Below are 21,658 nucleotides of genomic sequence, written 5' to 3' on the forward strand. Positions count from 1 at the left end.
TGGTCGCCGGCAGCGTGGCGGAGGGCGCCACCTAGGGGAGGGGCCCTCCGGGGCGTGGGTCCACTTGCGCCTGGGCTCGTCGAGCGTCGGATCGCCGTCGGTGGTCTCCTGGACCGGCATCGAGTCGTGGAGCCGACGTTTCATCAGGTGGACACCGACCCGGCGGATCTCGTCGACGGAGAGGCGGAAGGCTTCCCTGCCGGAAGCTGTCCGGCCGAGGCTGCTGTCTATGGCCTCCGTGCGCCGGGGAACTCGTCGCGGCTCGTGGGATCCATGGCTGTGTCGCGTCAGTGAATCATCTCGCCCGAGAAGGGGCGCTCGCTGACATAGCCGTCGAGCGGGATGTTCCGAATGGCTGAGGGTGTGCGCCGGGTGTTCTCCTCGGCAACACGGGTTCGACAGGCATGACCTTCAAGCGCTGCGTAATTCGTGGCGGCTTGCGGGGTCTCTGGCTGTGTTGCCTCGCTCGAAAGCTCGCGCGAGAACGGTCGTGCGCCGCTGTCCGGTTCGATGAGGGGCGAGGTTGGTGGCGGGCGTCCTGCCTCGGTGGTTGGGGGAGGGGCGGGATTCCGGTCGGGCGTGTGGTTTTTTCGTGTCCGTCCGCGGGCTCGCTAATGTTATCTCTTCGTGATGTGCGGCGCTGGCGAACGATTTGTCCTGAGAGGGGGTGTATAGAGGAGATTGTCTGCCCGACTTTTCGTTTTTATCGGGAAAAGTGGGGCAGCGCTGTCCGATCATTCTTGTGGTTACGATGCCTTCGTCCAGTCGTTCTGCGGAGCGGAGGGGAAGAAGGGCGCCATCGATTCCCACGATTTGGCCGAACTCGAAAAGCGCCGAAACGACCCCGACTTCGCCGTGGCGTTCGCCGCCGTGATGCCGCCGCGCCAGCTCAAGAGCCTTCTGGCTGGTCTGCGTCGCGCGCATGCCATCCAGTCCACCAGCCTCGACCGGCTGGCCAGGGCGCTGAGCACCCTTCTCGGCACCGCTTCGCGCGCACCCGGCGCGGCCAGGATCTCGACCCCTTACGTCCACCGTCTGCTCGAAAACCTCGACGACCCGGAAACCGGTTTCGCGCTCGGGCAATTGTTGCGATACGGCTGTTTCGCCGACGTATTTCTGCGCGACCTCGCCTTCAAGGTCTACGACTACGAACGAAGCCAGCCTCCCGCGTCTCCGTACTGGCGGAACCTCCGTCCGGACTCACGGCCGATGTGCGCCATCCCCCTGGACGAACGCGACCCCATGGCGGCCGTCATGGCCGCCCTGGCCAACCACCCCAGGGCCGCCCGCGAATTCCTGACGGACGAGCAGCGGGACCCCCTGGAATATCTCCTCTACGAGCGCTTCTGGCCCGGAGGCACCGAGATGTACCTCGACCGGGCGATCGACATCGCGGGCCTCTAGAGACACCGGCGAGCACCGTCGTGACGCCGGCCCCGCCCAGGACGTCGTCCAAGAGCGCCGGGCACTTCCCGTCTCGGACCGGAAAGCGGGCTCGTGATCGCCTGGAACGCCCAGCCGGCGGTGGTGCCGAGAAGTGACGGCGTGACCTCGCTGCGCGCGCCGCCCGGCGGACGTCCTGGCGGACCTGAACTCAGTCGACGATCGCGCCGCTGGTCAGGTTGGCGATCGTCCCGGTCATGGCCCCCGCTCGATCCGACGCCAGGAACGCGGCCGTCTCCGCGATCTCGGAGAGCGTCGGCAGCCTCTTGAGGAGCGTCCCCTGCGCCATCGCCCCGCCGTCGAGCATCTCCTGGACGGACTGTCCGGCTGCCGCCGCGGCCTGCTCGAAGAGCTCCTTGGTGTAGGAACCGGCTGCCGGTGCGTCCACGACGGCGTGGGGACGGATGCCGATGACCCGGACGTTGGCCGGCGCCAGCTCCGCGGCCAGCACCCGGGAGAACGCCTCCTTGCCGGCCGCGCTCACGGCGTGCCCCAGGATGCCGCCGACGGCCAGCTTGGCGCCCGGCTCCGACAGCGTCAGGATCACGCCGGGACGCTCGCCCCCCATGTGCCGGGCCACAGCCTTGCTGGTGATGAACAGCGTCCGCAAGAAGCCGTCGATCGGCCGCATGAACTCCTCCAGCGACAGATCCGCCAGCGTAGTCCCCTGGTCGTGCTGGACACTCACGGCGTTCACGGCGATGTCGATGCCGCCGGCCGTCGCCGCGACCGCGTCGGCGTGCTTGTCGACCGCCTCCTGGTCGAGCACGTCCACCAGTGCGGTCTCGACCGTTCCGCCCGCGGCGGCGATGTCACGCGCCACGGCGTCGAGCTTCGCCTGCGTCCGCCCGGCGATGAAGACCCGCGCGCCCTCCCTGGCGAAAACCCGCGCGATGGCGCCGCCGATGGCGCCGCCGCCTCCGTAGAGCACGGCGTTCTTGTCCTTGAGCAGCAATCCCCTCATCAGTGACCTCCACATGATCTTTGTCCCGGACGGACGGACGGGCGGACGGACGGACAAGCGGGCTCGCTGGTCACGCCGTGGGCGCGGCCATGGAGCCGTCCGCCGTTCGAGAGCGCGCTTGCGTGATGCAAGCGACACTAGAGGGGTAGTCTTGCATCACGCAAGTGCCCCTCTGGGAGGTGAGGTCGCCATGCTCGGCAAGACCTACGACACGCAGGTGTGCTCGGCCGCCAGGGCGCTGGAGGTCATCGGCGAGCGATGGAGCCTGCTGATCGTGCGTGACGTGCTGTTCGCCGGGGCGACCCGGTTCGCCGACTTCCAGCGCCTCGGCATCGCGACCAACATCCTGGCCAAACGCCTGGACAGCCTGGTCGAGGCGGGCGTCCTGGAACGGCGATCGAGCAAGGAGCAGCCCGACCGCGGCGGCTATGCCGCGACCCCGAAGGGGCTCGACCTGGCGCCCGTGATCATCGCGCTGACGCAGTGGGGTGATCGCTGGGCGGCGCCCGACGGTCCGCCCATCCTGTACCGGCACACCGGTTGCGGCGGGGCCGTCACCGAGCAGACCACCTGCGGCACCTGCGGTGAGGTCACCGACCTCCGGCAGGTCCACGTCGTCCACGGCCCCGGCTTCCCCGAGGCACTCAAGGCCGCACGCAAGAACCGCCCGGAACCCGCCGGCCCGCGGTGACGTCCCGCTGCCGGACGCCTCAGCCCGACAGCCGGAACCCCCGCCGGACGGACGGCTCAAAAACCCATGCGACCTGCACCCGAAATCATGCTGGGATCGATCCCTATGAACGCTCATTCACTCGTTGACGCCGACCTGCTGGACAGGATGGAGCGGAACCTGGCCGAACACGCCTGTCACCTGCACCGGAGCATGACCGGTGCGGCCGTCACGGAGACCGATGACCTCCTGGTCGCCGACAGCGGCCTGGACGACGACACCTTCAACATCGTCGCCGCGGCCCGCTTCACCGTCGCCGACGCCGCGGCCCGCATCGGCGAGACCGCTCGGACGTCCGCTCGCACCGGCCGCCGTTTCTCCTGGTGGGTGGGGCCCGCCTCGACACCGCCGGATCTCGGTGCCCGCCTGACGGCGGCCGGTCTGCCGCCGTCCGAACGCGAGACGGCGATGTGGGCAGAGCTGGACGGCACCCTGCCGCCGCCCGTCGTCGAAGGACTGGACATCCGAACGGTCGCCACGCCCGAACAGCTCGCCGACTACGCCACGGTTCTGGCCGCGAACTGGGACCCGCCCGCCGACACCGTCCGCCGCTTCTTCGCCCAGGCGGCCCCGCAGGCACTGGCCGCGCACTGTCCGGCCCGGTATCTGGTCGGCTACGTGGACGGCCGTCCGGTCTGTTCCGCCGAAGTGTTCCATCACGCGGGCGTCGCCGGCATCTACAACATCTCCACCCTGGCCACCCACCGCCGTCGAGGCTACGGAGGCGCCATCACCCTCGCGGCACTCCATGCGGCCCGCGACCGAGACCATCGCATCGCGGTCCTGCAGGCGTCAGCCGACGGCGAGCCCGTCTACCGCCGCCTGGGCTTCCGCCCCTGCGGCCACTTCACCGAACACCCCATCAACCCCTGAACGCCAGACGCTCGTCAACGGCCGGTCGGCTTGAGGCGGTGAACGCCGCACTTGACGGCCGTGTGGTTCCGGCCCGCTCGGGCCGGGCCCGCGGACGCCCTGAGCACGGCCGGACGACACGGACTTCGAAGAAACGGCCTCGATCTGAGAGGAAGCGCCGCGCCGTCCCACGCTCCGGCTGGACGGCCAGGTGCAGCCTGGCCGTCCAGCCGGAGCGAGAGAGACCGAGGCCATCGCGCCCGACGGCGACACCGCCGGGAAGCCCCGTCTGAGCAGCGTGCAGGTGGGCTCGGCACATGGGGGAGCCGAGGGCCGGGTGACGAGCTTTCCTCGCGTCCGCCCGGCGGGAGGGGTGAGGTCAGGGGCGGAGGCCGGTGAAGAGGTCTTCCTCGTGGTCGGGGGCGTTGACCTTGTTCAGCTTGCGTTCGAAGGCCTCGTGGGAGAACGCCTGCTGCTGGGCCTCCTCGGGCATGCGGAGGAGGAAGATGTTCTCGCCCTGGCTCTCGTGGGCCTTGAGGGCCTTGAGCTTGCGCTCGACGTAGGGGGTGACGTCGACGACGGCGTCGACCCGCTCGTCGGGGGTGCCGAAGTCGTCGGACGGCTCGAAGCCGCCCAGGTCGACGCCGCTGTCGCGCATCAGCTCGAACATGCGCTTGATCGCCGCCCGGGGGATCGCCGTGTAGTAGAACTTGTCGGGGATGCCGGTCGCCTCGACGGCGGCCACCGTGATGCGGTGGGCCTGCACGTGGTCGGGGTGGCCGTAACCGCCGCCGCCGGTCTCGTCGTAGGTGACGACCACCTGCGGGCGGTAGCGCTCCATCAGCTCGCCCAGCCTGGCGGCGGCCACCTCGACCGGCACGTTGGCGAACGCGTCGGGGTGGTGGTTGGTGTCCCAGCCGTCCATGCCGGAGTCGCGGTAGCCGAGCAGCTCCAGGTGGCCGACGCCCAGGTGCGCGACGGACTCGCGCAGCTCGGCCAGCCGCCGCTCGGCCACCCTGGCGGCGTCGTGACCCTCCTCGCCCGGTTTGACGCCGCCGGTGTCGTCACCCTGCTCGCCGTTGGTGCAGGTGACCAGCACGGTGCGGATGCCCTCGTCGGTGTAGCGGGCGAGGACGCCGCCGGTGCTCAGGCACTCGTCGTCGGGGTGGGCGTGGACGACCATCAAGGTGAGTTCCCGATCCATGAAGGGAACCCTACTCGGCGCGCACGACACTTCCGGCCGCGCGTCCGCGGCGATCATCGCGTCCGCGGAGAGCGGACAGAAGGGGCGGGACGAGCGGCGGCGTCAGGCGCCGGCGATCAGCGTCGCGGCCTTCGCGCGGGCGACGGCGGCGGCCGCGCGGTCGCCCAGCCCGTCGGCCACCGCCGCCTGCTTGAGCCAGTTGAACGGGCTGCACGGCCGCACGCCGATGCGCTCGCTCACCAGAACCCGCGCCAGCTCGTGCCGCCCGCCCCGCAGCGCCGCCTCCAGCAGCGTCTTCTGCACGGCGTCCCGCTGGGCGTGGCTGCCGCCGAACTCGCCGACCCGGTGCCTGATCGGGTGCAGCAGGTCGACCACCGCCGCGAAGTCGCCCCGCCCGTACGCCACCAGGGCCCGGCACACCGGCAACCCCACCCGCAGCGTCATCGCGACGTTGGTGACCCCCGGACGGCACTCCAGCGTGTACGCCTCCCGCGAGGCGATCAGCTTCTCCGCCTCCCCGATCCGCCCGGCCCCCACGTACGACATGACCGCGTGCACGTCGTTGAAGGCGTAGAACGGCTCGGCCACCAGCGGCGGCCACGCGTCGGCCAGGGCCTGCCAGCGTTCGTGCTGGTCGGAGCCCTCCAGCAGGAACCGCCAGAGCAGCGCGGCGGCGTCCAGCAGCTCCATGGACGTGCGCCCGCCGGCGAGCGCGGCGTCGTGCACCTCCAGCGCCCGCCGTGTGTCGCCGCTCTCCAGGGCGTAGAGGGCGTAGTGCCACCAGGTGTGGACGTTGAAGAAGGTGCCGGTGGACCAGTCGTCCAGGCGGCTGTCGAGGTAGCGCACGCCCTCGCCGAAGCGGCCCTGCATCTCGTAGGTGTGCACGACGGCGTGGATGCCCCACACGTCGCGCGGGTTCAGCTCGACGGCGCGCAGGCCGACCTGCTCCGAGCGGTCGTAGTGGCCGGCCTCCTCCAGGCCGAAGGCGTACATGCCGAGCAGGTGGCCGAAGTGCCGGTCGTCCTCGTGCCAGGCGGTGAGCGCGCCGCCGATCCGGTCGCGCAGCGAGCGGGCGTCGCCGGTGAGGAAGTCGAGCTGGTGCCCGGCGGCCAGGGCCAGCGCGTCGCGCGGGTGGGCGACGGCGATCTCGGCGAGCAGCGCGCCGCAGGCGGTCAGGTCGCCGTCGAGCAGCGCCTGGACGGCCGCCACGTGGGCGCGCTCGCGCGGCAGCAGCGACGACTCGTCGGTCCGGCGGCGGAAGGAGGCGAACCGGGCCCGCGCGGCACGGGCGCCGGCCGCCTCGGTGGTCAGCAGGTCGAGGTAGGCGGCCAGCACGTTGCCCATCGGGAAGCCGGGGGAGTCGGCCAGTGCGGCGGCCGTCTCGGCGTCGACCTCGGCCCGGAAGTGCAGCAGCTCGTCGATCGCCCGGTCGTAGTGGCGCGCGGCGGCGGCGCTCGCGCCGGTCATGGCCAGGCCGTGCTGGTCGGTGGTCACCCGGTCACTGTAACCGCGCGACCGGCGGCGGCTCAGGGCGTCGGCGCGCCCAGCGCGCCGACCGGGCAGATCTCATTCGCTCCCGTACGACCCCGCAACCAGCCTTGTCGGGATAAGTCGCCAGCCGTAATGTTTGTGACCGAACAAGGGTGAAGGAGAGCCATGCGCCTGGCAGACGTCGACCTCGCCGACCCCGGCCGGTTCACCGACGGAGTGACCCCGTGGCGCATGTTCGACGTGCTGCGCGAGCAGTCGCCCGTCCACTGGCAGGACGAGCATGGGCACGGCAAGGGCTTCTGGGCGGTCACCAGGCACGCCGACATCGTGGCCGTCGGCCGCGACCCCGAGACGTTCACCTCAGAAGGCTTCACCAACCTGGAGGAGGTGGACGAGCGGCAGGCCGCGATCCGCCGTTCCCTGCTGGAGACCGACGGCCCCCGCCACCACGCGCTGCGGCGGCTGCTGCTGCGCGACTTCTCGGCCAGGACGGTGGCCGGCTACGAGGTGTTCCTGCGCGGCCTGACCGCCACCACACTGGACGCCGCCCTGCCCAAGGGCGAGTTCGACTTCGTCAAGGAGGTCGCCGCCGACTTCCCGATCAACGTGCTGGCCCGCATGCTCGACGTGCCCGACACCCGGCGGCTCATCGACTGGGGCAACCAGATCATCGAGAACACCGACCCCGAGCGGCTGCGCGAGAGCGAGGAGTTCAAGGACCTGCCCTTCCGCAGCCCGGCCTCCCTGGAGGTCTTCGAGTACGGCCGCGAGCTGGCCGCCCGCCGCCGCGGCGGCCCCGGCACGGACCTGGTGAGCAGGCTCGTCAACCAGGAGCCCGTGGACGGCCTGCCGCTGTCGGACCGCGACTTCGACAACTACTTCCTGCTGCTGGTCGTGGCCGGGAACGAGACGACCCGGCACGCCCTCTCGCACGCCATGCTCGCCCTCATGGAGCACCCCGTCCAGCTCGACCGGCTGCGCGCCGACCCGGCGCTGCTGCCCCGGGCCGTGGACGAGTTCCTGCGCTGGGCCTCGCCCGTCTACCACTTCCGCCGCACCGCCACCCGCGACGTCACCCTGCACGGCCGCCGCGTCGCCGCCGGCGACAAGGTCGTCATGTGGTACGCCTCGGGCAACAGGGACGAGCGCGTCTTCCCCGACCCGTACCGGTTCGACGTGGGCCGGGACGCCGACGAGCACCTGACGTTCGGCCGGGGCGGCCCGCACTACTGCCTCGGCGGCGCGCTGGCCAGGCTGGAGATCCGGGTGCTGTTCGAGGAGCTGCTGCCCCGCCTGTCGTCGATCGAGCTGGCCGGCCAGGTGCGCCGGATCCGCTCGAACTTCGTCAACGGCATCAAGGAGCTGCCGGTCAGATGCTCTCCAGGTGCTCCATGACGCGCCTGAGCGAGCCGGCCAGCTCGCGCCGCTGATCGCTGTCGAGCTCCTTGACCACGAACGCCTCCTGCCGGTTGAACTCCGGGAACAGCTCGCGCATCAGCCGCTCGCCGGTCGCGGTGAGCGCCAGCATGACCCGGCGGCCGTCCGTGGGGTGCGGGAAGCGCCGCAGGTGCCGGTAGGACTCCAGGGTCTTGACCACGCCCGTGAGCGTGCCCTTGGAGATGCCCGCCTCGGCGGCGACGTGGCGGGTCTCGCTCTCGCCCCAGATCCACACCACCCACATCACCACGAACCCCGTCCAGGTCAGGCCGGTGTCGCGCAGGACGGTCTGCTCCAGATGGTTGCGGATGGCGGAGGAGGCGCGGTAGACGTTCGACACCGCCCACATGGCCTCGAAGTCGATGTTGAGGCCGCCCAGCCGCTGGCCGATGGCCTCCTCGGTCTGGCGCAACGTGTGGTGTCCCGTCATGGCAGGAAAGTATATTCGGTCCCTAACAATCTTCACGAGCGCCGCTCACGAACGGGACCAAACGACCCGGCCGCCGAACACCGTCAGGTCCACCGGCGCGGCCACGACGTCGTCGTCCGCCGTCGCCGCGCTGACGCACAGGTCGGCGACCTTGCCCGGGGTGAGCGTGCCCTTCCAGCCCTCGGCGAAGTCCTGTCGCGCTCCGGCGATCGTATAGGTGGCCAGGGCCTCGGCGAGCGAGACGCCCTCGCCGTCGCGGGCGACCAGCGCCGCCACGCCCGCCCGCCAGTCCGGTGCGGTCACCGGCGCGTCGGAGCTGCACGCGGTCAGCACGCCCGCGTCGATCGCCGAGCGGGCCGGCCACTCCTGCTCGGCCGCCCGCGCGCCGAACAGCTCGCGCGTGGTGCCCGACTCCACGCGCTGCAGCACCGGCTGGAGGTTGATCCCGTAGCCCAGCTCGCCGAGCGTGGCCAGCGCCTGCTTCGAGGCGAACTGGCCGTGGATCACGTAGTGGCGTGGGTCGGCCCGCGGGTGCTCGCGGGAGATCGCGGCCAGCGCGTCCACGACGGCGTCCACGCCCCGGCTGCCCACCACGTGCACGCCCGCCTGCAGGCCGGCCACGTGCACCAGGCGCAGGATCTCGTCCAGCTCGGCGACCCGCTCGGCGTCCGTGCCGCCGTGCGTGCACAGCGAGCCGTGGCCGCCCGACGGGTACGCCTCCCGCATCCAGGCCGTCTCCGACGGCGGGATCCCGTCGGCGAACACCTTCACGCCCAGCAGCCGGACCAGCCGCTCGTCCACGCCGTCCAGGTCGTCCGGCAGACGGTCGAGGTAGGCGGCGGTGTCGGCGACCGAGGCGCCCGACATCGGGCTCGGCAGGCCCAGCACGCTCACCCGCGCGGTCAGCTCGCCGGCCCGCGCCAGCTCCGCGTACGCGCCCAGCACCCCCGGCCCCATGCCGCCCGCGAACGCCTCCCCGCCGCCCGGCCCGAGGCCCGGCTCGGTGAAGCTGGTGATCCCGGCCCGGTTCAGCTCGGCCACCACCTCGCGCAGCACCCGCCTCAGCCCGCCGGGCGGCGGCGGCACCAGGCGCTGGACCAGGCCCTGGTCCCCGTGGTGCAGCAGGCCGTCGCCGTCGGCGGGCAACCCGGCCAGCCGCAGCGCCGCGGAGTTCGCCCACGTCGTGTGGCCGGAGAAGTCCTGGAGCAGGACGGGGTGGTGGGGGGCGACGTCGTCCAGGTCCGTCCTCGACGGCGACCGGCCCTCGGCCAGCCGGCCGGGGTTCCAGCCGATCCCGCGCACCCACTCGCCGGGGCCGGCGGCGCGTACCGCGGCGGCGACCCGCTCCCGCACCTCGGCGATCGACCCCACCGCCACGTCCACGCAGAACGGCGGGCGGGTCAGGCCGTAGCCGCAGGCGTGCAGGTGGGAGTCGTTGATCCCGGGCAGCAGGACGCGTCCCCGCAGGTCCACCACCTCGTCGGCGCTCCAGCCTGCGGCGTCGCCGACGTGCGCGATCACGCCGTCGCGCACCGCCACGCCGGTCGCGTACGGCCGGGCCGGGTCCATGGTGAGCACCCGCCCGTTGACCAGCAAGAGATCCGCGTTCGTCATGAATCATCTCCCAAATAGGCGCGCCTGAGCGCGGCATCCGACTCGCGCAGCGGCGCGGGGTCGCCGCCGTAGGTGATCGCGCCGTGGGCCAGCACGTACGCGCTGTCGGCCAGGGCCAGGGCCGCGTGCGCGAACTGCTCGACCAGCAGCACCGCGCAGCCCTCGTCGGCCAGCCGCCGGATCACCGGCAGCAGCCGGCGCACGACGCCGGGGGCCAGGCCGAGCGACATCTCGTCCAGCAGCAGCGCCGCGGGACCGGTCCCGATGGCCCTGGCCAGGACCAGCATCTGCTGCTCGCCGCCGGACAGCAGCCCGGCCCGCACGTCGAGCCGCCGCTCCAGCTCGGGGAACAGCTCCAGCGCGCGCCGGGGATCGCCGGCCAGGGCCAGGTTCTCGCGCGTGGTGAGCGTGGCGAACACGGCCCGGCCCTGCTCCACGTGCGCCAGGCCGTGCCGGGCCCGGCGGGTGCGCGGCCGGCCGGTCAGCGTGGTCCCGCCGAGGACGATGTCGCCCCCGGCGGCCGGCAGCACGCCCGAGACCGCTTCGAGCAGCGTGGTCTTGCCCGCGCCGTTCGGGCCGAGCAGGACGGTGACCTGCCCGTGCGCGGCGGTCAGCGTCACGTCCCTGACCACCGGCCGGCCGCCCCTGGCCACGGTCACGTCCCGCAGCACGAGGTCCATGGGGTCGCCTCCCGTCCGCCCGCTCACGCGGCGGGCTCCTGGCCCAGGTAGGCCCGCAGGACGCCGGGCTCGGCGAACACCTCGGCGGGCGGGCCCTGGGCGATGACGCGGCCGAAGTCCAGCACGGTCACGCCCGTGCACGCCGCCCTGACCAGGTCCAGGTCGTGCTCGATGAGCAGGACGGCGGCGCCGTACCGGGCGGGGACCCGCCGCAGCCAGGCGCCCAGCCGTTCGCTCTCGGCGTGCCCGAGGCCGGCGGCGGGCTCGTCCAGCACCGCGACCGCGGGACGGGCCAGCAGCGTCCCGGCCACCTCCAGCAGCCGCCTGCTGCCCACGTCGAGCGCGGCGATCGGGTCGCCGGGCGCCGCCGTCACCAGCCCGGCCAGGCCCTCGGCCAGCTCGGCGTCGCTGAGGGAGCGGCGCGCGGCGAAGCGCAGGTACTCGCGCACCGACAGGCCCACCGGCACCCGGTCCTGCTGGAACGTGCGGCGCAGCCCGGCCCTGGCGCGCCGGTGGACGGCCGTGCCGCCGCCGGCCCCGGCGACGGCCACGCCGCCGACCTCGACCAGGCCGCCTCCGGCGGGCACGAACCCGCTGATCGCGTCGACCAGGGACGACTTGCCCGCGCCGTTCGGGCCGACCAGCCCGTGCACCTCGCCGGCGAGCACGGTGAGGCCGACGCCGTCCACGGCCACGACCTGGCCGTACCGCACGCTGACGCCCTCGATCCGCAACGCCGGGGGCCGTCCGTCCGGACCGGGCGCGGGAAGCTCGGGCCCGGCCGCGGCGGGCATGCCCGGCCGGTCGCCGGACCTCCGGGAGCGGCGGGCACGGCGGGAGCGCAGGGCGGCGCGCAGGCCGTCGCTCATGCCCGAGCCCTGCGTCATCGCCTGCACCGCGCCCACGGCGAACACGACGTTCGCCCACTGCTGCGGCACGCCGAACCGCCGCAGCAGCTCGCTCACCAGCACGCCCAGCGCGCCGCCGATGAGCGCGCCCTCCGCGTGGTGGGCGCCCGCCATCACGGCCACCGCGTAGGCGACCAGCGACTGTCCCGGGTCGAAGTTGCGCGAGACCACCATGGCGAGCTGCCCGGCCAGCAGCGCCCCCGACAGGCCCGCGATGAAGGCGCTGACCGCGAAGGCGCTCAGCTTGGCCCCCGGCACGCTGGTCCCGGCCGCCGCCGTGGCCCGTTCGGACTCCTTCAGCGCCCGCCACGACGCGCCGAGCCGGGTCCGCCGCAGCACCGCCAGCGCCACCGCCACCAGCGCGAAGACGCCGCAGCAGAACAGGAAGAACTGGCGGTCGGAGGCCAGCCCCGCCGGACGGCCCACCACCACGCCCCTGCTCACGCCGGGGAAGGAGTTGGCGGCCATCACGACGTCCACGGTCGCGGCGAAGCCCAGCGTGACGATCGCCAGGTGCACGCCGCGCAGCCGCAGCGCCGGCAGGCCGATGAGCAGCCCGAACGGCACGGCGGCCAGGCCCGAGAGAGGCAGCCAGACGTACAGGCCGCCGGGGACGCCCCAGACGTTGAGCTGGGCGGTGGTCCAGGCGCCGATGGCGGCGAAGGCCAGCTGGCACAGCGACACCATCCCGGCCTGCCCGGCCACCACGCCGAGGCTCTGCAGCAGCACCCCGGAGATGACTGCCGACATCGCCAGGAACACCCAGTACGCCGGCAGCCCGGCGGCCAGCCCGTAGGCCGCCGCCGCCATCAGGACGCCCGCGACCGCCCACCGCGGCACGGGCCCGTCAGCGGGACGCATCCCACACCTCCCGCCGCCGGCTCCACACGAGGATCAGCAGGATGGCCGCGAACGGCACCACGTCCCGGTACTGCTGCACCACCGCAGACCCCGCGAGCACCCCTTCGAGCAGCCCGAGCGCCAGGCCGCCGGCCAGCGCCCCGGCCAGCCGCCGCAGCCCGCCGAGCAGCGCCGCCGCGCAGGCGGGCACGATGAGCATGCTCAGCGACAGGATGTCGCTCGACCGCACGGGCGCCACCACCAGCAGCACCAGCGACGACAGCGCGCCGGCCAGGGCCCACACGGCCACGGTGAGCGCCCGGGTGCCGATGCCCAGCAGCTCCGTGGTCACCGGCCGCTCGGCCATGGCGCGCAGGCGCAGGCCGAGCGGCGTCCGGGTGAGCAGCAGCCAGGTGCCCGCGCCGATCACCACGGCCAGGGCGAGCAGCACGACCGCGCCCTGCGTCACCACCACCCCGGCCAGCGTGGCGACGCGGCCCGCGGCCGGGTTCGGCAGCACCCGCGGCTCGTCGCCGAAGGCGATGTAGGCCAGCGCGATGATCCCGACGAGCTGCGCGATCGACACCGCGGTACGGGTCTGCGGCCCGCTCTCGGCGAACCACCGCGTCATCACGAACCCGCACCCGGCCGACACCAGCGCCCCCGCCGCCACCCCGGCCAGGGCCGCCGCCCAGTACGGCCACCCCGTCCCGGTGAGCGTGGCCATCACGTACACCCCGGCCACGCCGGTCGCCGCGACGGCCAGGTTCACCGTCGCGGTCAGCCGGTACATGGCGGTGAGCAGGAGGCCGAGGGCGGCGAACGTGCCGCCCGCGGCCAGCCCCGAGACCAGGCCCTGGAACATCAGCCGAGCGTCCCGGGGTAGCGCACCCACTCGCGGGTGACCACGTGCCACGCGCCGCCCCTGAGCTGGACGATCTTGCCGGCCCGGTTGGAGAAGTGCCTGGCGGCCTGCCCGAACGCGTACGGGGTGCCGGTCATCGGGGTCTGGACGGGCTTGAGCGCCTGGAAGGCCGCCGTCACCGACTCCCGGGTGATCGGCCCCTTGATCGCCTTCAGCGTGTCCACGAAGTACGTGGCCGCCAGGTAGCCGCCCTGCCCGAAGGAGGTCAGCGGCACGTTCTTCGAGGTCATGAGCGTGCGCCAATCCTTGAGCGCGGGCGAGTCGGCCTCGGTGAACGGCTCGAACTCGGCGTTGGCGTACATGCCGTCCCCGTCGGCGCCCAGGGCCCTGGCGACGGCCTCGGTGTAGGGGGCGGTGGTCATCAGCCAGTCGATCCCGCTGACGCCCTGCTGCTTGACGACCTTCATCCAGGAGATCGCCATCGGCTCGGTGCCGTTGTACAGGACCGCCTGGCAGCCCTCCCGCCGGGCCCGCAGCACGAACGGCGTCGGGTCGGAGTCCGGCTTGACCGTGCGGTCGTCCAGGGTGAGCTTCTTGCCGGTGAGCGCGGTCCAGCTCTTCACGGCCCCGCCGTAGGCGTCGTTGGTGTTGCCGAGGATCGCCAGGAACATGCAGACCTTGTCCCGTTCGAGCACCTCGGAGGCGTAGTAGAGGTTGATCGCCATGTTGAGGTACGGGCCGGTGTTCACCGGGGAGATCGCCGGGGACTCGAAGCACGTCGGGTCGACGCCGGTGCCCTGGACGGAGACGATCCGCGACTGCTGGTAGAAGGGGGCGTTCACGGCGCAGTCCAGCAGGCTGGCCGAGCCGACCAGCGCCACCACGCCCTGGTTGGTGACGACGTCCCGGGCGGCCTGGGCGGCGGCGGCCGGGTCGCCCTTGTCGTCGGCGCCGACGTACTCGATCTTGTGGCCGTTGACGCCGCCCTGCTCGTTGACCCGGTCGAAGACGGCCTTGGCGGCGGCCGAGGAGTCGGGGAAGGTGACCGCGCCGCTCAGCGAGCTGACGCCGCCCACCTTGATGACGCCGGCGGCGCCGGAGGAGGCGGCCGGCGGGTCGTCGGACAGGCCGCACCCGGCGGCCACAAGCAGGGCGGCGAGCGGGACGGCGAGTGCCCTCATGGGGATCATGGGCGACCTCTCTGCGGATTTTGGAGGGATCGTAAGGTGCCAAACGATTGGGTTCAAGAGCTAGCTTGATGGAGATCGTTCGGGTATGAATGCAAGATGAAGCAACCGCGCATGCAACTCGTGCTGTCCGAGAACTGGACGATGACCTCGGCCCGCGACCTGCCGGTGCTGGTCCGGTGGGCGCGTGAGGCCGAGGACGCCGGGTTCGACTCGGTCATGATCAGCGAACACATCGTGCTCGGCCCCGACGCCGGCGCCCGGGGCCGCATGGCCAACCCCCGCGAGTACGCGCTGCCCGGCAACCAGGACCCGTTCACGCCGTGGCCGTACTCGCTGGGCCTGCTGGCGGCCGTCGCCTCGGTCACCACCCGGCTGCGCCTGGCCGCCGCCGCGGTGCTCGCCCCGCTGCGCCACCCGCTGGCGCTGGCCCGCGAGCTCGGCACGCTCGACCTGCTGTCGCAGGGCCGGCTCGTCGTGCTGCCCACCGTGAGCTGGAGCCGCGACGAGTACGCCGCGCTCGGCGTGCCCTTCGAGCGGCGCGGCGAGCTCCTCGACGAGCACCTGGAGATCTGGGAGTTGCTCTGGCGGGACTCGCCGGTCAGCTACCACGGCCGGCACTACCGGTTCGACGAGGTGTACTTCGAGCCGAAGGCGTACCGGGAGAGCGGGCCCGCGCTGTGGTTCGGCGGCGCGCGGATGAGCGGCCACCTGCTGCGCCGGATGACCCGCTGGGGCAGCGGGTTCAACCCGCTCGGCTACCCGCCCGCCGAGGACATGAAGGCGCTGGCCGACGGCATGAAGGCGGCCGGTCGTGACATCGGCGAGCTGGAACTGGCCGGCGGCACGCGGGCCGTCTTCCCCGACGCCGTCTCCTGCGCGCCGCTCGGCCCCGCCCTGGAGCACATCCCGGCCCGGATGGCCGAGGGGTACACCACGTTCTGCATCAAGCCGTCGCAGTTCATCGACGACCCGGACGGCGTGGGCGCGTTCTGCCGCGAGGTCATGCGCCGCGTGGGGGAGCTGACCGGCTGAGGACGTGGGGGGGGGGGGGGGGGGGGGGCGGGGGGGCGGGGGGGGGGGGGGGGGGGGGCGGCCCCCGCCGGCCCCGGCCCCCCCCCCCCCCCCCCCCCCCCCCCCCCACGGGATCATGGGACGAGCGCCTCCCGGACCAGAGCCGTGTCGGTGAACTGCTCGAACCGGGTGGCCACGCCGTCCTCCAGGTGCCAGACGTGGGTGAAGCGCGCCTTCATCGACTTGCCGGTGGCGCGGTAGGTGCCGCTGTAGTGGCCGATCACGACGACCACGTCGCCGCCGTCCACGAACTCCTCCGGCTCGGCCTGGTAGCCGTCCCACTCGCTGCCCAGCTTGGCGAACACCTCCGACAGCACCTGCTGCGGCCCCACGTACGTGCCCGCGTACGGGAAGCCGGCCATCTCCGTCCACCGGGCCGCCGGGCCCAGCAGGGACACGATGCCGTTCACGTCGCCGGCCGCCGAGGCCGCGTAGGAGGCGCGTACGGCGTCGAGATTGTCGCTCATCTGTGTTTCTCCTCAGACCGGTTCCTCACCGGCCGGATAGGTGACCTGACCCAGCGGCTCGATGTGCGCGCCGCCGGGGGAATGGTGGATCTCGCCCTCGCCCGACAGGCCGAAGAAGGTGCCGACCGTGCGCAGGGCCGTCCAGTCGTAGAGCCAGGTGGCCGCGACCGGGATGCGGAACTCGCGGAAGGCGAACACGTACAGGCCGTCGGCGATCTTCCAGGCGGCCGACAGGTCGACGTCGCCATGGCCGCGCTGCGCGCCGGCCAGGCACTGCCAGGCGTAACGCTCGGAGCTGAGGTAGACGTGCTCGTAGAGGTGCTCGGGGCTGTAGCGGTACAGGGCCCGCCGGCCGATCAGCTCGCGGGTCGGCGCGGGCGGCTCGCCGGTGACCTCCCGGCCCTCGATCACGCCGGGCGTGAACGTCTGCGACACCCGCGGCTGCCCCGGGACCGGCTCGGGCGCGATGACCGAGACCACCCGCAGCGCCCGGCCCGTGCTGGTGTGCAGGACGGTGACCGTGTACTCGCGGGGCCGCTCGGCGTGCGCGCGGCCGACGTAGAACAGGTCCTCGCGCATGGCCACGGCCTCGTACGGCTCGGCGGGGCCGCCGTCGGCGTGCACCTTGTAACGACCGGCGAAGGCCAGCGACGTCTTGCTGCCGTCGTCGAAGGTGAGGTCGATCTCGGTGCCCGCGAGCGCGTACGTGGCCGGAAGGCGGTTCGTGGCGATCCCGGGCGCGAAATCGTCCATGTTCTTCCAACCGGCAGGGCGATCGGTCATGGCCGCTCCTTCCTCCACGAATTCGTCTATGAAATCATATAGCTTCCAGTTGCAAAGGAGTAGGCGATGAGGCTCAAGGGAAAGGTCGCGCTGATCACCGGGGCGGGCACCGGCATCGGCGCGGCGACCGCCCGCAGGTTCGCCGCCGAGGGCGCCTCGGTCATGCTGGCCGGCCGCCGTCCCGGGCCGCTGGCCGAGGTGGCCGCGGACCTCGGCGACGCGGCGGCCGTGACCTGCGCGGACATGTCCGACACCGGCCAGGCGCGGGCGGCGGTCGAGGCGTGCCTGGGCCGCTTCGGCGGGCTCGACGTGGTGGTGGCCAGCGCGGGCGGCCACGGGGGCGGGCCGGTCGGCGAGACCGACGACGCGTCCTGGCGGCTCAGCCTCGACGCCAACCTCAACACCTGCTTCGTGACCTGCCGGGAGGCGCTGCCGGCGCTGGTGCGGTCCAAGGGGGCGATCGTGGTCGTGTCGTCGATCGCGGGCCTGGCCGCCGGCCCGGCCGTGTCCGGATATGTCACGACGAAACATGCGCTCATCGGCCTCACCCGCTCGATCGCCCGCGACTACGGGCCCCAGGGCGTCCGGGCCAACTGCCTGTGCCCCGGCTGGGTGCGCACGCCGATGGCCGACGAGGAGATGGACGTGCTGGTCGTCCGCGACGGCATCACCCGCGACGCCGCGTACGAGCTGGTCACCAAGGACGTGCCGCTGCGCCGCCCGGCCACCGCCGACGAGATCGCCGCGATCTGCCTGTTCCTGGCCTCGCCGGACAGCGCCGTCATGACCGGCAGCGTGGTCGTCGCCGACGGCGGCGCCACCGCCGTTGACCTGCCCACCCTCGCCTTCGACTGATCGGCGACGCCTAGAACGCCGTTTCCCGGGCAAAGGGGAGTTCTTCCGCAAACCCCCAGGAGGAACGGTGAGCACCGCACAGAGCGCGGGCCGCGACGCCATGGACGCGGGCCGCGAGGCCAAGAACGCGGCCCGCAGAGCAGCCGACAGCCCGGCGATGACCACGCTGGCCCGCATCGGACTGGCCTGCCGCGGCGTGCTGTACGCGCTGATCGGAGTGCTGGCGTTGCAGATCGCCTTCGGCGACGGCTCCCGCCAGGCCGACAAGTCGGGAGCCATCACCACCATCGCCGGACTGCCCTTCGGCCAGGTGCTGCTGTGGATCATGACGGTCGGCTTCGCCGGGCTGGCGCTGTGGCAGGCGTCGGAGGCGCTGTTCAGCCACCGCAAGGCGAGTGACCGCGCGCAGTCGGCCTTCCGCACCGGCGTGTACGTCCTGATCTGCGTGACCCTGCTGAGCGTGCTGCTGGCCGGTCAGGCCAAGTCCGACGACAAGCAGTCGCAGAACCTGACGAGCAAGCTGCTCGACCTGCCCGGCGGCCAGATCATCGTCGGCCTGATCGGGCTCGGCATCGTCGCCCTCGGCATCTACTGGATCCACGAGGGCGTCACCAAGAAGTTCGAGCGCGAGCTCGACCTCGGCCGCATGTCGCCCAAGGCCCGCAAGGTGATGGAACGGCTCGGCCAGGCCGGCTACATCGCCCGCGGCGTGATCACCGGCGGCGCCGGCGTCTTCGTCGGCTACGCGGCGGTCACCTTCGACCCCGACAAGGCGGGCGGCATCGACGCCACCCTGCGGCGCTTCGCCGACACGCCGGTGGGGCCGTGGCTGCTCGCGGTGGTGGCGCTCGGGCTGCTGCTGTTCGCGGGCTACTGCTTCGGCGAGTCCCGCTGGCGCCGTACCTGACGCGTCCCGAGCGGCGCACTGGCGGCGGGTCCCCGGCAAGGGGGCCTGCCGCTTCGCGTGCGCGCCCCGGTCAGCAGGGGCGGCCGGGAGGGGACCCGGTCAGGAGGGACGGCCGGTGACCACCGCGCGGCCCATCGCCGGGTCGTCGCAGAACGCGCCGTCGATGCCCAGCTCGACCAGCCTGCTCAGCCAGCCGGCGACGTCGCCGGTGGCCCGCCCGAAGACCGGGGCGGCCGGGTTCCCCCTGCGGTAGTCGGCGGGCAGCTGGGAGTTCTCGTTGCGGATCGTCCACACGTGCACCTCCAGCCGCCTGCGGTGGGCGTCCTGGACCAGCGTGGTCGGGGGCAGCGTCGCGCCCGCGGCGTCCACCGGGACCACCCGGCGGGTGTCCACGCCGATCCCGGCGGCGTACCGGGCCACCTCGCGCAGCCCGTCGGGGGTCACCATGTCGTCGTAGGTGCGGGTGCTGCCGGCGGCGACCCAGTCGTAGGGCGCGCCGCCGTAGGTGATGAGCTGGATGAGCGGCAGCCGCGTCCGTCCGCGCAGCTCGCGCAGGTTCGCCGTCTCGAAGGACTGGATGTACGCCTTGCGCACGCGGTACCGGTTCAGCACCTCCAGCAGCGGCTCCTCCAGCGACAGGCCGATCGAGTCGAAGTACGTCGGGTGCTTGGTCTCGGGGTAGACCCCGACGCCGTGCCGCTGCGCGAGCCGGACGACCTCCTCGAACGTCGGGATCTCGGCCAGCCCGTCGAAGGCGGTGTTGTCCGGCCGCAGGTCCGGCACGCGTTCCTTGGCCCGCAGCGTCTTCAGCTCGGCCAGCGTGAAGTCCTCGGTGAACCAGCCGGTGACCGGCCGGCCGTCCACGGTCCTGGTGGCGCGCCGATCGGCGAACTCGGGGTGGGCGGCCACGTCGGTCGTGCCGGAGATCTCGTTCTCGTGCCGGGCGACCAGCACGTGGTCCTTGGTGGAGACGAGGTCGGGCTCGATGTAGTCGGCGCCCATGGCGATGGCCGCCTCGTAGGACAGCAGCGTGTGCTCGGGCCGGTGGGCGCTGGCGCCCCGGTGACCGATCACGACGGGGGCCTGGCCGCGGCGCTCGGCCGTGGCGGATGGCGTCTGGGTCAGCACGACAGCGACCGTACCGCCGGCCAGGACGGCGGTCAGCACGCTCGCGAACAACCTGCGCGTCGTCATGCGGGCACGGTAGACCGCCGAGGTGGCCCGGACGTTACGCCCGGGCGCACAGTGAAGGACGTGGCGGGATGGGTTCAACCGAGGCCGAAGCGGGGGATCGGCAGGTCCTCGGTGGCGACGTGCACGATGTGCGCCTCGGTGTAGACGTCGATGCTGTACCGGCCGCCCTCCCTGCCCAGGCCGCTGGCCTTCACGCCGCCGAAGGGCGTGCGCAGGTCGCGGATGTTCTGGGAGTTGATCCAGAGCATGCCGGCCTCGACGGACTGGGCCAGGCGGTGGGCGCGGCGCAGGTCGCTGGTCCACACGTAGGCGGCCAGGCCGTACCGGGTGGCATTGGCCAGCGCCAGGGCCTCCTTCTCGGTGGCGAAGGGGGTGACGCAGACGACCGGGCCGAAGATCTCCTCCTGGAAGATGCGCATCGCGGGCGTCACGTCGGCGAAGACCGTGGCGGCCAGGAAGTTGCCCTCGGGCAGGCCGTCCGGGCGGCCGCCGCCGGCCACCAGGCGGGCGCCCTCCTCGACGCCGGCCCGCACGTACGACATGACCCGCTCGTAGTGCTCGGGGTGGATGAGCGCGCCCAGCTCGGTCGCCAGGTCGTGCGGCGGCCCGACGCGCACCCGCGCGGCGCGCTCGGCGAGCCGGGCCACGAACTCCTCGTAGACGGTGTCCTGGACGAGCACCCGCGAGCTGGCGGTGCAGCGCTCGCCGTTGAGCGAGAAGACGCCGAAAACGGCCGCGTCGAGCGCCCGCTCCAGGTCGGCGTCGTCGAAGACGAGCAGCGGCGACTTGCCGCCCAGCTCCATCGACAACGTCTTGAGGCCGGTGGCGGCGTCGCGCATGATCGTCTGGCCGGTGGCGGTCTCGCCGGTGAAGGAGATCACCGGCACGTCGGGGTGGGCCACCAGCGCCGCCCCGGCCCGCTCGCCGATGCCGTGGACGAGGTTGAACACGCCGGTCGGCAGCCCGCCCTCCTCCATGATCTCCGGCAGCAGGCTGGCCGACAGCGGCGACCACTCGGCCGGTTTGAGCACCACCGGGCAGCCGGCCGCCAGGGCGGGCGCGAGCTTCCAGGTCTCCAGCATGAACGGCGTGTTCCACGGCGTGATCAGCCCGGCCACCCCGACCGGCTTGCGCACGACGTAGTTGAGCTGGGCCGAGCCGACGCGGTAGACGTCCTCGCCCAGGCTGCTGATGACGTCGGCGAAGAAGCGGAAGTTGTGCGCCGCCCGCCGCGCCTGGCCCCTGGCCTGGGTGATCGGCAGGCCGGTGTCGCCGCACTCCAGCTCGGCGATGCGCTCGTCGCGCGCCTCGATGGCCGCCGCGATGCCGCGCAGCACCGCCGCCCGCTGCTCGCCCGGCATCCGCGGCCACGGCCCGTCGGTGAACGCCCTGAGCGCGGCGCGCACGGCGAGGTCGACGTCCTCGGCGTCCCCGGAGGCGACGGTCAGCGCGGGGCGGTTGGTCGCGGGTTCCAGCGAGGTGAACGTCTGGCCGGACACGCTGGGCACGTGGGCCCCGTCGATGTAGTGCTCCAGGTTCAACGGGCGATCTCCTTGCACTGGGACGGCGGCCCCCCGGCCACGGGTGCGATCGATCCCCTGTCGGACGTGCGGCCGGATCGCCGTCTCATGGCACTCCTCCTCCGCCCCGCCACGATGACTGCCCAGGTGGAAGGCCCAGCGGAAGGCCCCTCGCAACCCCGTCAAATCGTATAGGACATCGTCGATGATACA

The 21,658-nt window shown here is 72.7% G+C and carries 20 protein-coding genes; 7 read left to right on the top strand and 13 right to left on the bottom strand.

The features are described from left to right. Nucleotides 1–813: 813 nt before the first annotated feature. Entirely contained in the window at nucleotides 814–1,404 is a 591-nt protein-coding gene (locus ACIBST_RS20610) for a hypothetical protein (RefSeq protein ID WP_397173614.1), read from the top strand. A 190-nt stretch (nucleotides 1,405–1,594) separates the two neighbouring features. On the opposite strand, the gene ACIBST_RS20615 is transcribed toward ACIBST_RS20610, so the two are convergent. After that, entirely contained in the window at nucleotides 1,595–2,407 is an 813-nt protein-coding gene (locus ACIBST_RS20615) for an SDR family NAD(P)-dependent oxidoreductase (protein WP_397173616.1), read from the bottom strand. 190 nt (nucleotides 2,408–2,597) lie between these two features. Between ACIBST_RS20615 and ACIBST_RS20620 the strand changes: the two genes are divergently transcribed. Beyond that, a complete protein-coding gene (locus tag ACIBST_RS20620) occupies nucleotides 2,598–3,098 on the top strand; it encodes a winged helix-turn-helix transcriptional regulator (protein ID WP_397173618.1) in 501 nt (166 codons plus the stop codon). 105 nt (nucleotides 3,099–3,203) lie between these two features. Next, a complete protein-coding gene (locus ACIBST_RS20625) occupies nucleotides 3,204–4,010 on the top strand; it encodes a GNAT family N-acetyltransferase (RefSeq protein ID WP_397173620.1) in 807 nt (268 codons plus the stop codon). 358 nt (nucleotides 4,011–4,368) lie between these two features. Here ACIBST_RS20625 and ACIBST_RS20630 read toward each other — a convergent pair whose 3' ends face one another. Continuing rightward, nucleotides 4,369–5,193 carry a PIG-L family deacetylase gene (locus ACIBST_RS20630; RefSeq protein WP_397173621.1) on the bottom strand — a complete coding sequence of 275 codons (825 nt, stop codon included), beginning with the start codon at nucleotides 5,191–5,193 and terminating at the stop codon, nucleotides 4,369–4,371. Between the two features lie 102 nt (nucleotides 5,194–5,295). Beyond that, entirely contained in the window at nucleotides 5,296–6,687 is a 1,392-nt protein-coding gene (locus tag ACIBST_RS20635) for a tetratricopeptide repeat protein (RefSeq protein ID WP_397173623.1), read from the bottom strand. Nucleotides 6,688–6,849: 162 nt separating this feature from the next. Here ACIBST_RS20635 and ACIBST_RS20640 point away from each other — a divergent pair, with 162 nt between their 5' ends. Continuing rightward, on the top strand, nucleotides 6,850–8,079 hold the full coding sequence (locus ACIBST_RS20640; protein WP_397173624.1) for a cytochrome P450: 1,230 nt from the start codon (nucleotides 6,850–6,852) through the stop codon (nucleotides 8,077–8,079). Here the strand turns inward: ACIBST_RS20640 and ACIBST_RS20645 are convergent. The 6 genes from ACIBST_RS20645 to ACIBST_RS20670 are packed head-to-tail and all read right to left on the bottom strand — an operon-like array spanning nucleotide 8,054 to nucleotide 14,648. Further along, nucleotides 8,054–8,551 (bottom strand): MarR family winged helix-turn-helix transcriptional regulator, encoded by a 498-nt coding sequence (locus ACIBST_RS20645; protein WP_397173626.1) that lies wholly within the window; start codon nucleotides 8,549–8,551, stop codon nucleotides 8,054–8,056. The genes ACIBST_RS20640 and ACIBST_RS20645 overlap by 26 nt on opposite strands. A 45-nt stretch (nucleotides 8,552–8,596) precedes the next feature. Continuing rightward, nucleotides 8,597–10,165, bottom strand: a complete 1,569-nt coding sequence (locus ACIBST_RS20650; protein WP_397173628.1) for an amidohydrolase — start codon at nucleotides 10,163–10,165, stop codon at nucleotides 8,597–8,599. Continuing rightward, entirely contained in the window at nucleotides 10,162–10,872 is a 711-nt protein-coding gene (locus ACIBST_RS20655; protein WP_397173630.1) for an ABC transporter ATP-binding protein, read from the bottom strand. The genes ACIBST_RS20650 and ACIBST_RS20655 overlap by 4 nt, the downstream gene beginning before the upstream one ends. Further along, on the bottom strand, nucleotides 10,869–12,614 hold the full coding sequence (locus tag ACIBST_RS20660; RefSeq protein ID WP_397173632.1) for an ATP-binding cassette domain-containing protein: 1,746 nt from the start codon (nucleotides 12,612–12,614) through the stop codon (nucleotides 10,869–10,871). Before ACIBST_RS20660 ends, ACIBST_RS20655 begins: the two co-directional genes overlap by 4 nt. Continuing rightward, nucleotides 12,601–13,458, bottom strand: coding sequence for a branched-chain amino acid ABC transporter permease (locus ACIBST_RS20665; RefSeq protein ID WP_397173634.1), 858 nt, complete (start codon nucleotides 13,456–13,458; stop codon nucleotides 12,601–12,603). The genes ACIBST_RS20660 and ACIBST_RS20665 overlap by 14 nt, the downstream gene beginning before the upstream one ends. Continuing rightward, nucleotides 13,458–14,648, bottom strand: coding sequence for an ABC transporter substrate-binding protein (locus tag ACIBST_RS20670; RefSeq protein ID WP_397173636.1), 1,191 nt, complete (start codon nucleotides 14,646–14,648; stop codon nucleotides 13,458–13,460). Before ACIBST_RS20670 ends, ACIBST_RS20665 begins: the two co-directional genes overlap by 1 nt. Nucleotides 14,649–14,744: 96 nt before the next feature. On the opposite strand from ACIBST_RS20670, the gene ACIBST_RS20675 reads away from it, so the two are divergent. Continuing rightward, complete coding sequence (locus ACIBST_RS20675; protein WP_397173638.1) at nucleotides 14,745–15,680, top strand: TIGR03619 family F420-dependent LLM class oxidoreductase; 936 nt, start codon at nucleotides 14,745–14,747, stop codon at nucleotides 15,678–15,680. Between the two features lie 113 nt (nucleotides 15,681–15,793). On the opposite strand, the gene ACIBST_RS20680 is transcribed toward ACIBST_RS20675, so the two are convergent. Together ACIBST_RS20680 and ACIBST_RS20685 are read right to left on the bottom strand one after the other, a co-directional pair. Further along, entirely contained in the window at nucleotides 15,794–16,186 is a 393-nt protein-coding gene (locus tag ACIBST_RS20680; RefSeq protein WP_397173640.1) for a nuclear transport factor 2 family protein, read from the bottom strand. 12 nt (nucleotides 16,187–16,198) lie between these two features. Beyond that, nucleotides 16,199–16,969, bottom strand: a complete 771-nt coding sequence (locus tag ACIBST_RS20685; RefSeq protein ID WP_397173642.1) for a MoaF C-terminal domain-containing protein — start codon at nucleotides 16,967–16,969, stop codon at nucleotides 16,199–16,201. Nucleotides 16,970–17,035: 66 nt separating this feature from the next. On the opposite strand from ACIBST_RS20685, the gene ACIBST_RS20690 reads away from it, so the two are divergent. Together ACIBST_RS20690 and ACIBST_RS20695 are read left to right on the top strand one after the other, a co-directional pair. Continuing rightward, nucleotides 17,036–17,824 (top strand): SDR family NAD(P)-dependent oxidoreductase, encoded by a 789-nt coding sequence (locus ACIBST_RS20690; protein WP_397173643.1) that lies wholly within the window; start codon nucleotides 17,036–17,038, stop codon nucleotides 17,822–17,824. Between the two features lie 67 nt (nucleotides 17,825–17,891). Next, a complete protein-coding gene (locus ACIBST_RS20695; RefSeq protein WP_397173645.1) occupies nucleotides 17,892–18,731 on the top strand; it encodes a DUF1206 domain-containing protein in 840 nt (279 codons plus the stop codon). Between the two features lie 99 nt (nucleotides 18,732–18,830). Here ACIBST_RS20695 and ACIBST_RS20700 read toward each other — a convergent pair whose 3' ends face one another. Together ACIBST_RS20700 and hpaE are read right to left on the bottom strand one after the other, a co-directional pair. Next, a complete protein-coding gene (locus ACIBST_RS20700) occupies nucleotides 18,831–19,925 on the bottom strand; it encodes a glycerophosphodiester phosphodiesterase (RefSeq protein ID WP_397173647.1) in 1,095 nt (364 codons plus the stop codon). 74 nt (nucleotides 19,926–19,999) lie between these two features. Beyond that, complete coding sequence (gene hpaE, locus ACIBST_RS20705) at nucleotides 20,000–21,466, bottom strand: 5-carboxymethyl-2-hydroxymuconate semialdehyde dehydrogenase (RefSeq protein WP_397173648.1); 1,467 nt, start codon at nucleotides 21,464–21,466, stop codon at nucleotides 20,000–20,002. Nucleotides 21,467–21,658: the final 192 nt, after the last annotated feature.

Origin of the sequence: Nonomuraea sp. NPDC049684, from assembly GCF_044465345.1 — a bacterium.
In the GTDB taxonomy this organism is placed as follows: domain Bacteria; phylum Actinomycetota; class Actinomycetes; order Streptosporangiales; family Streptosporangiaceae; genus Nonomuraea.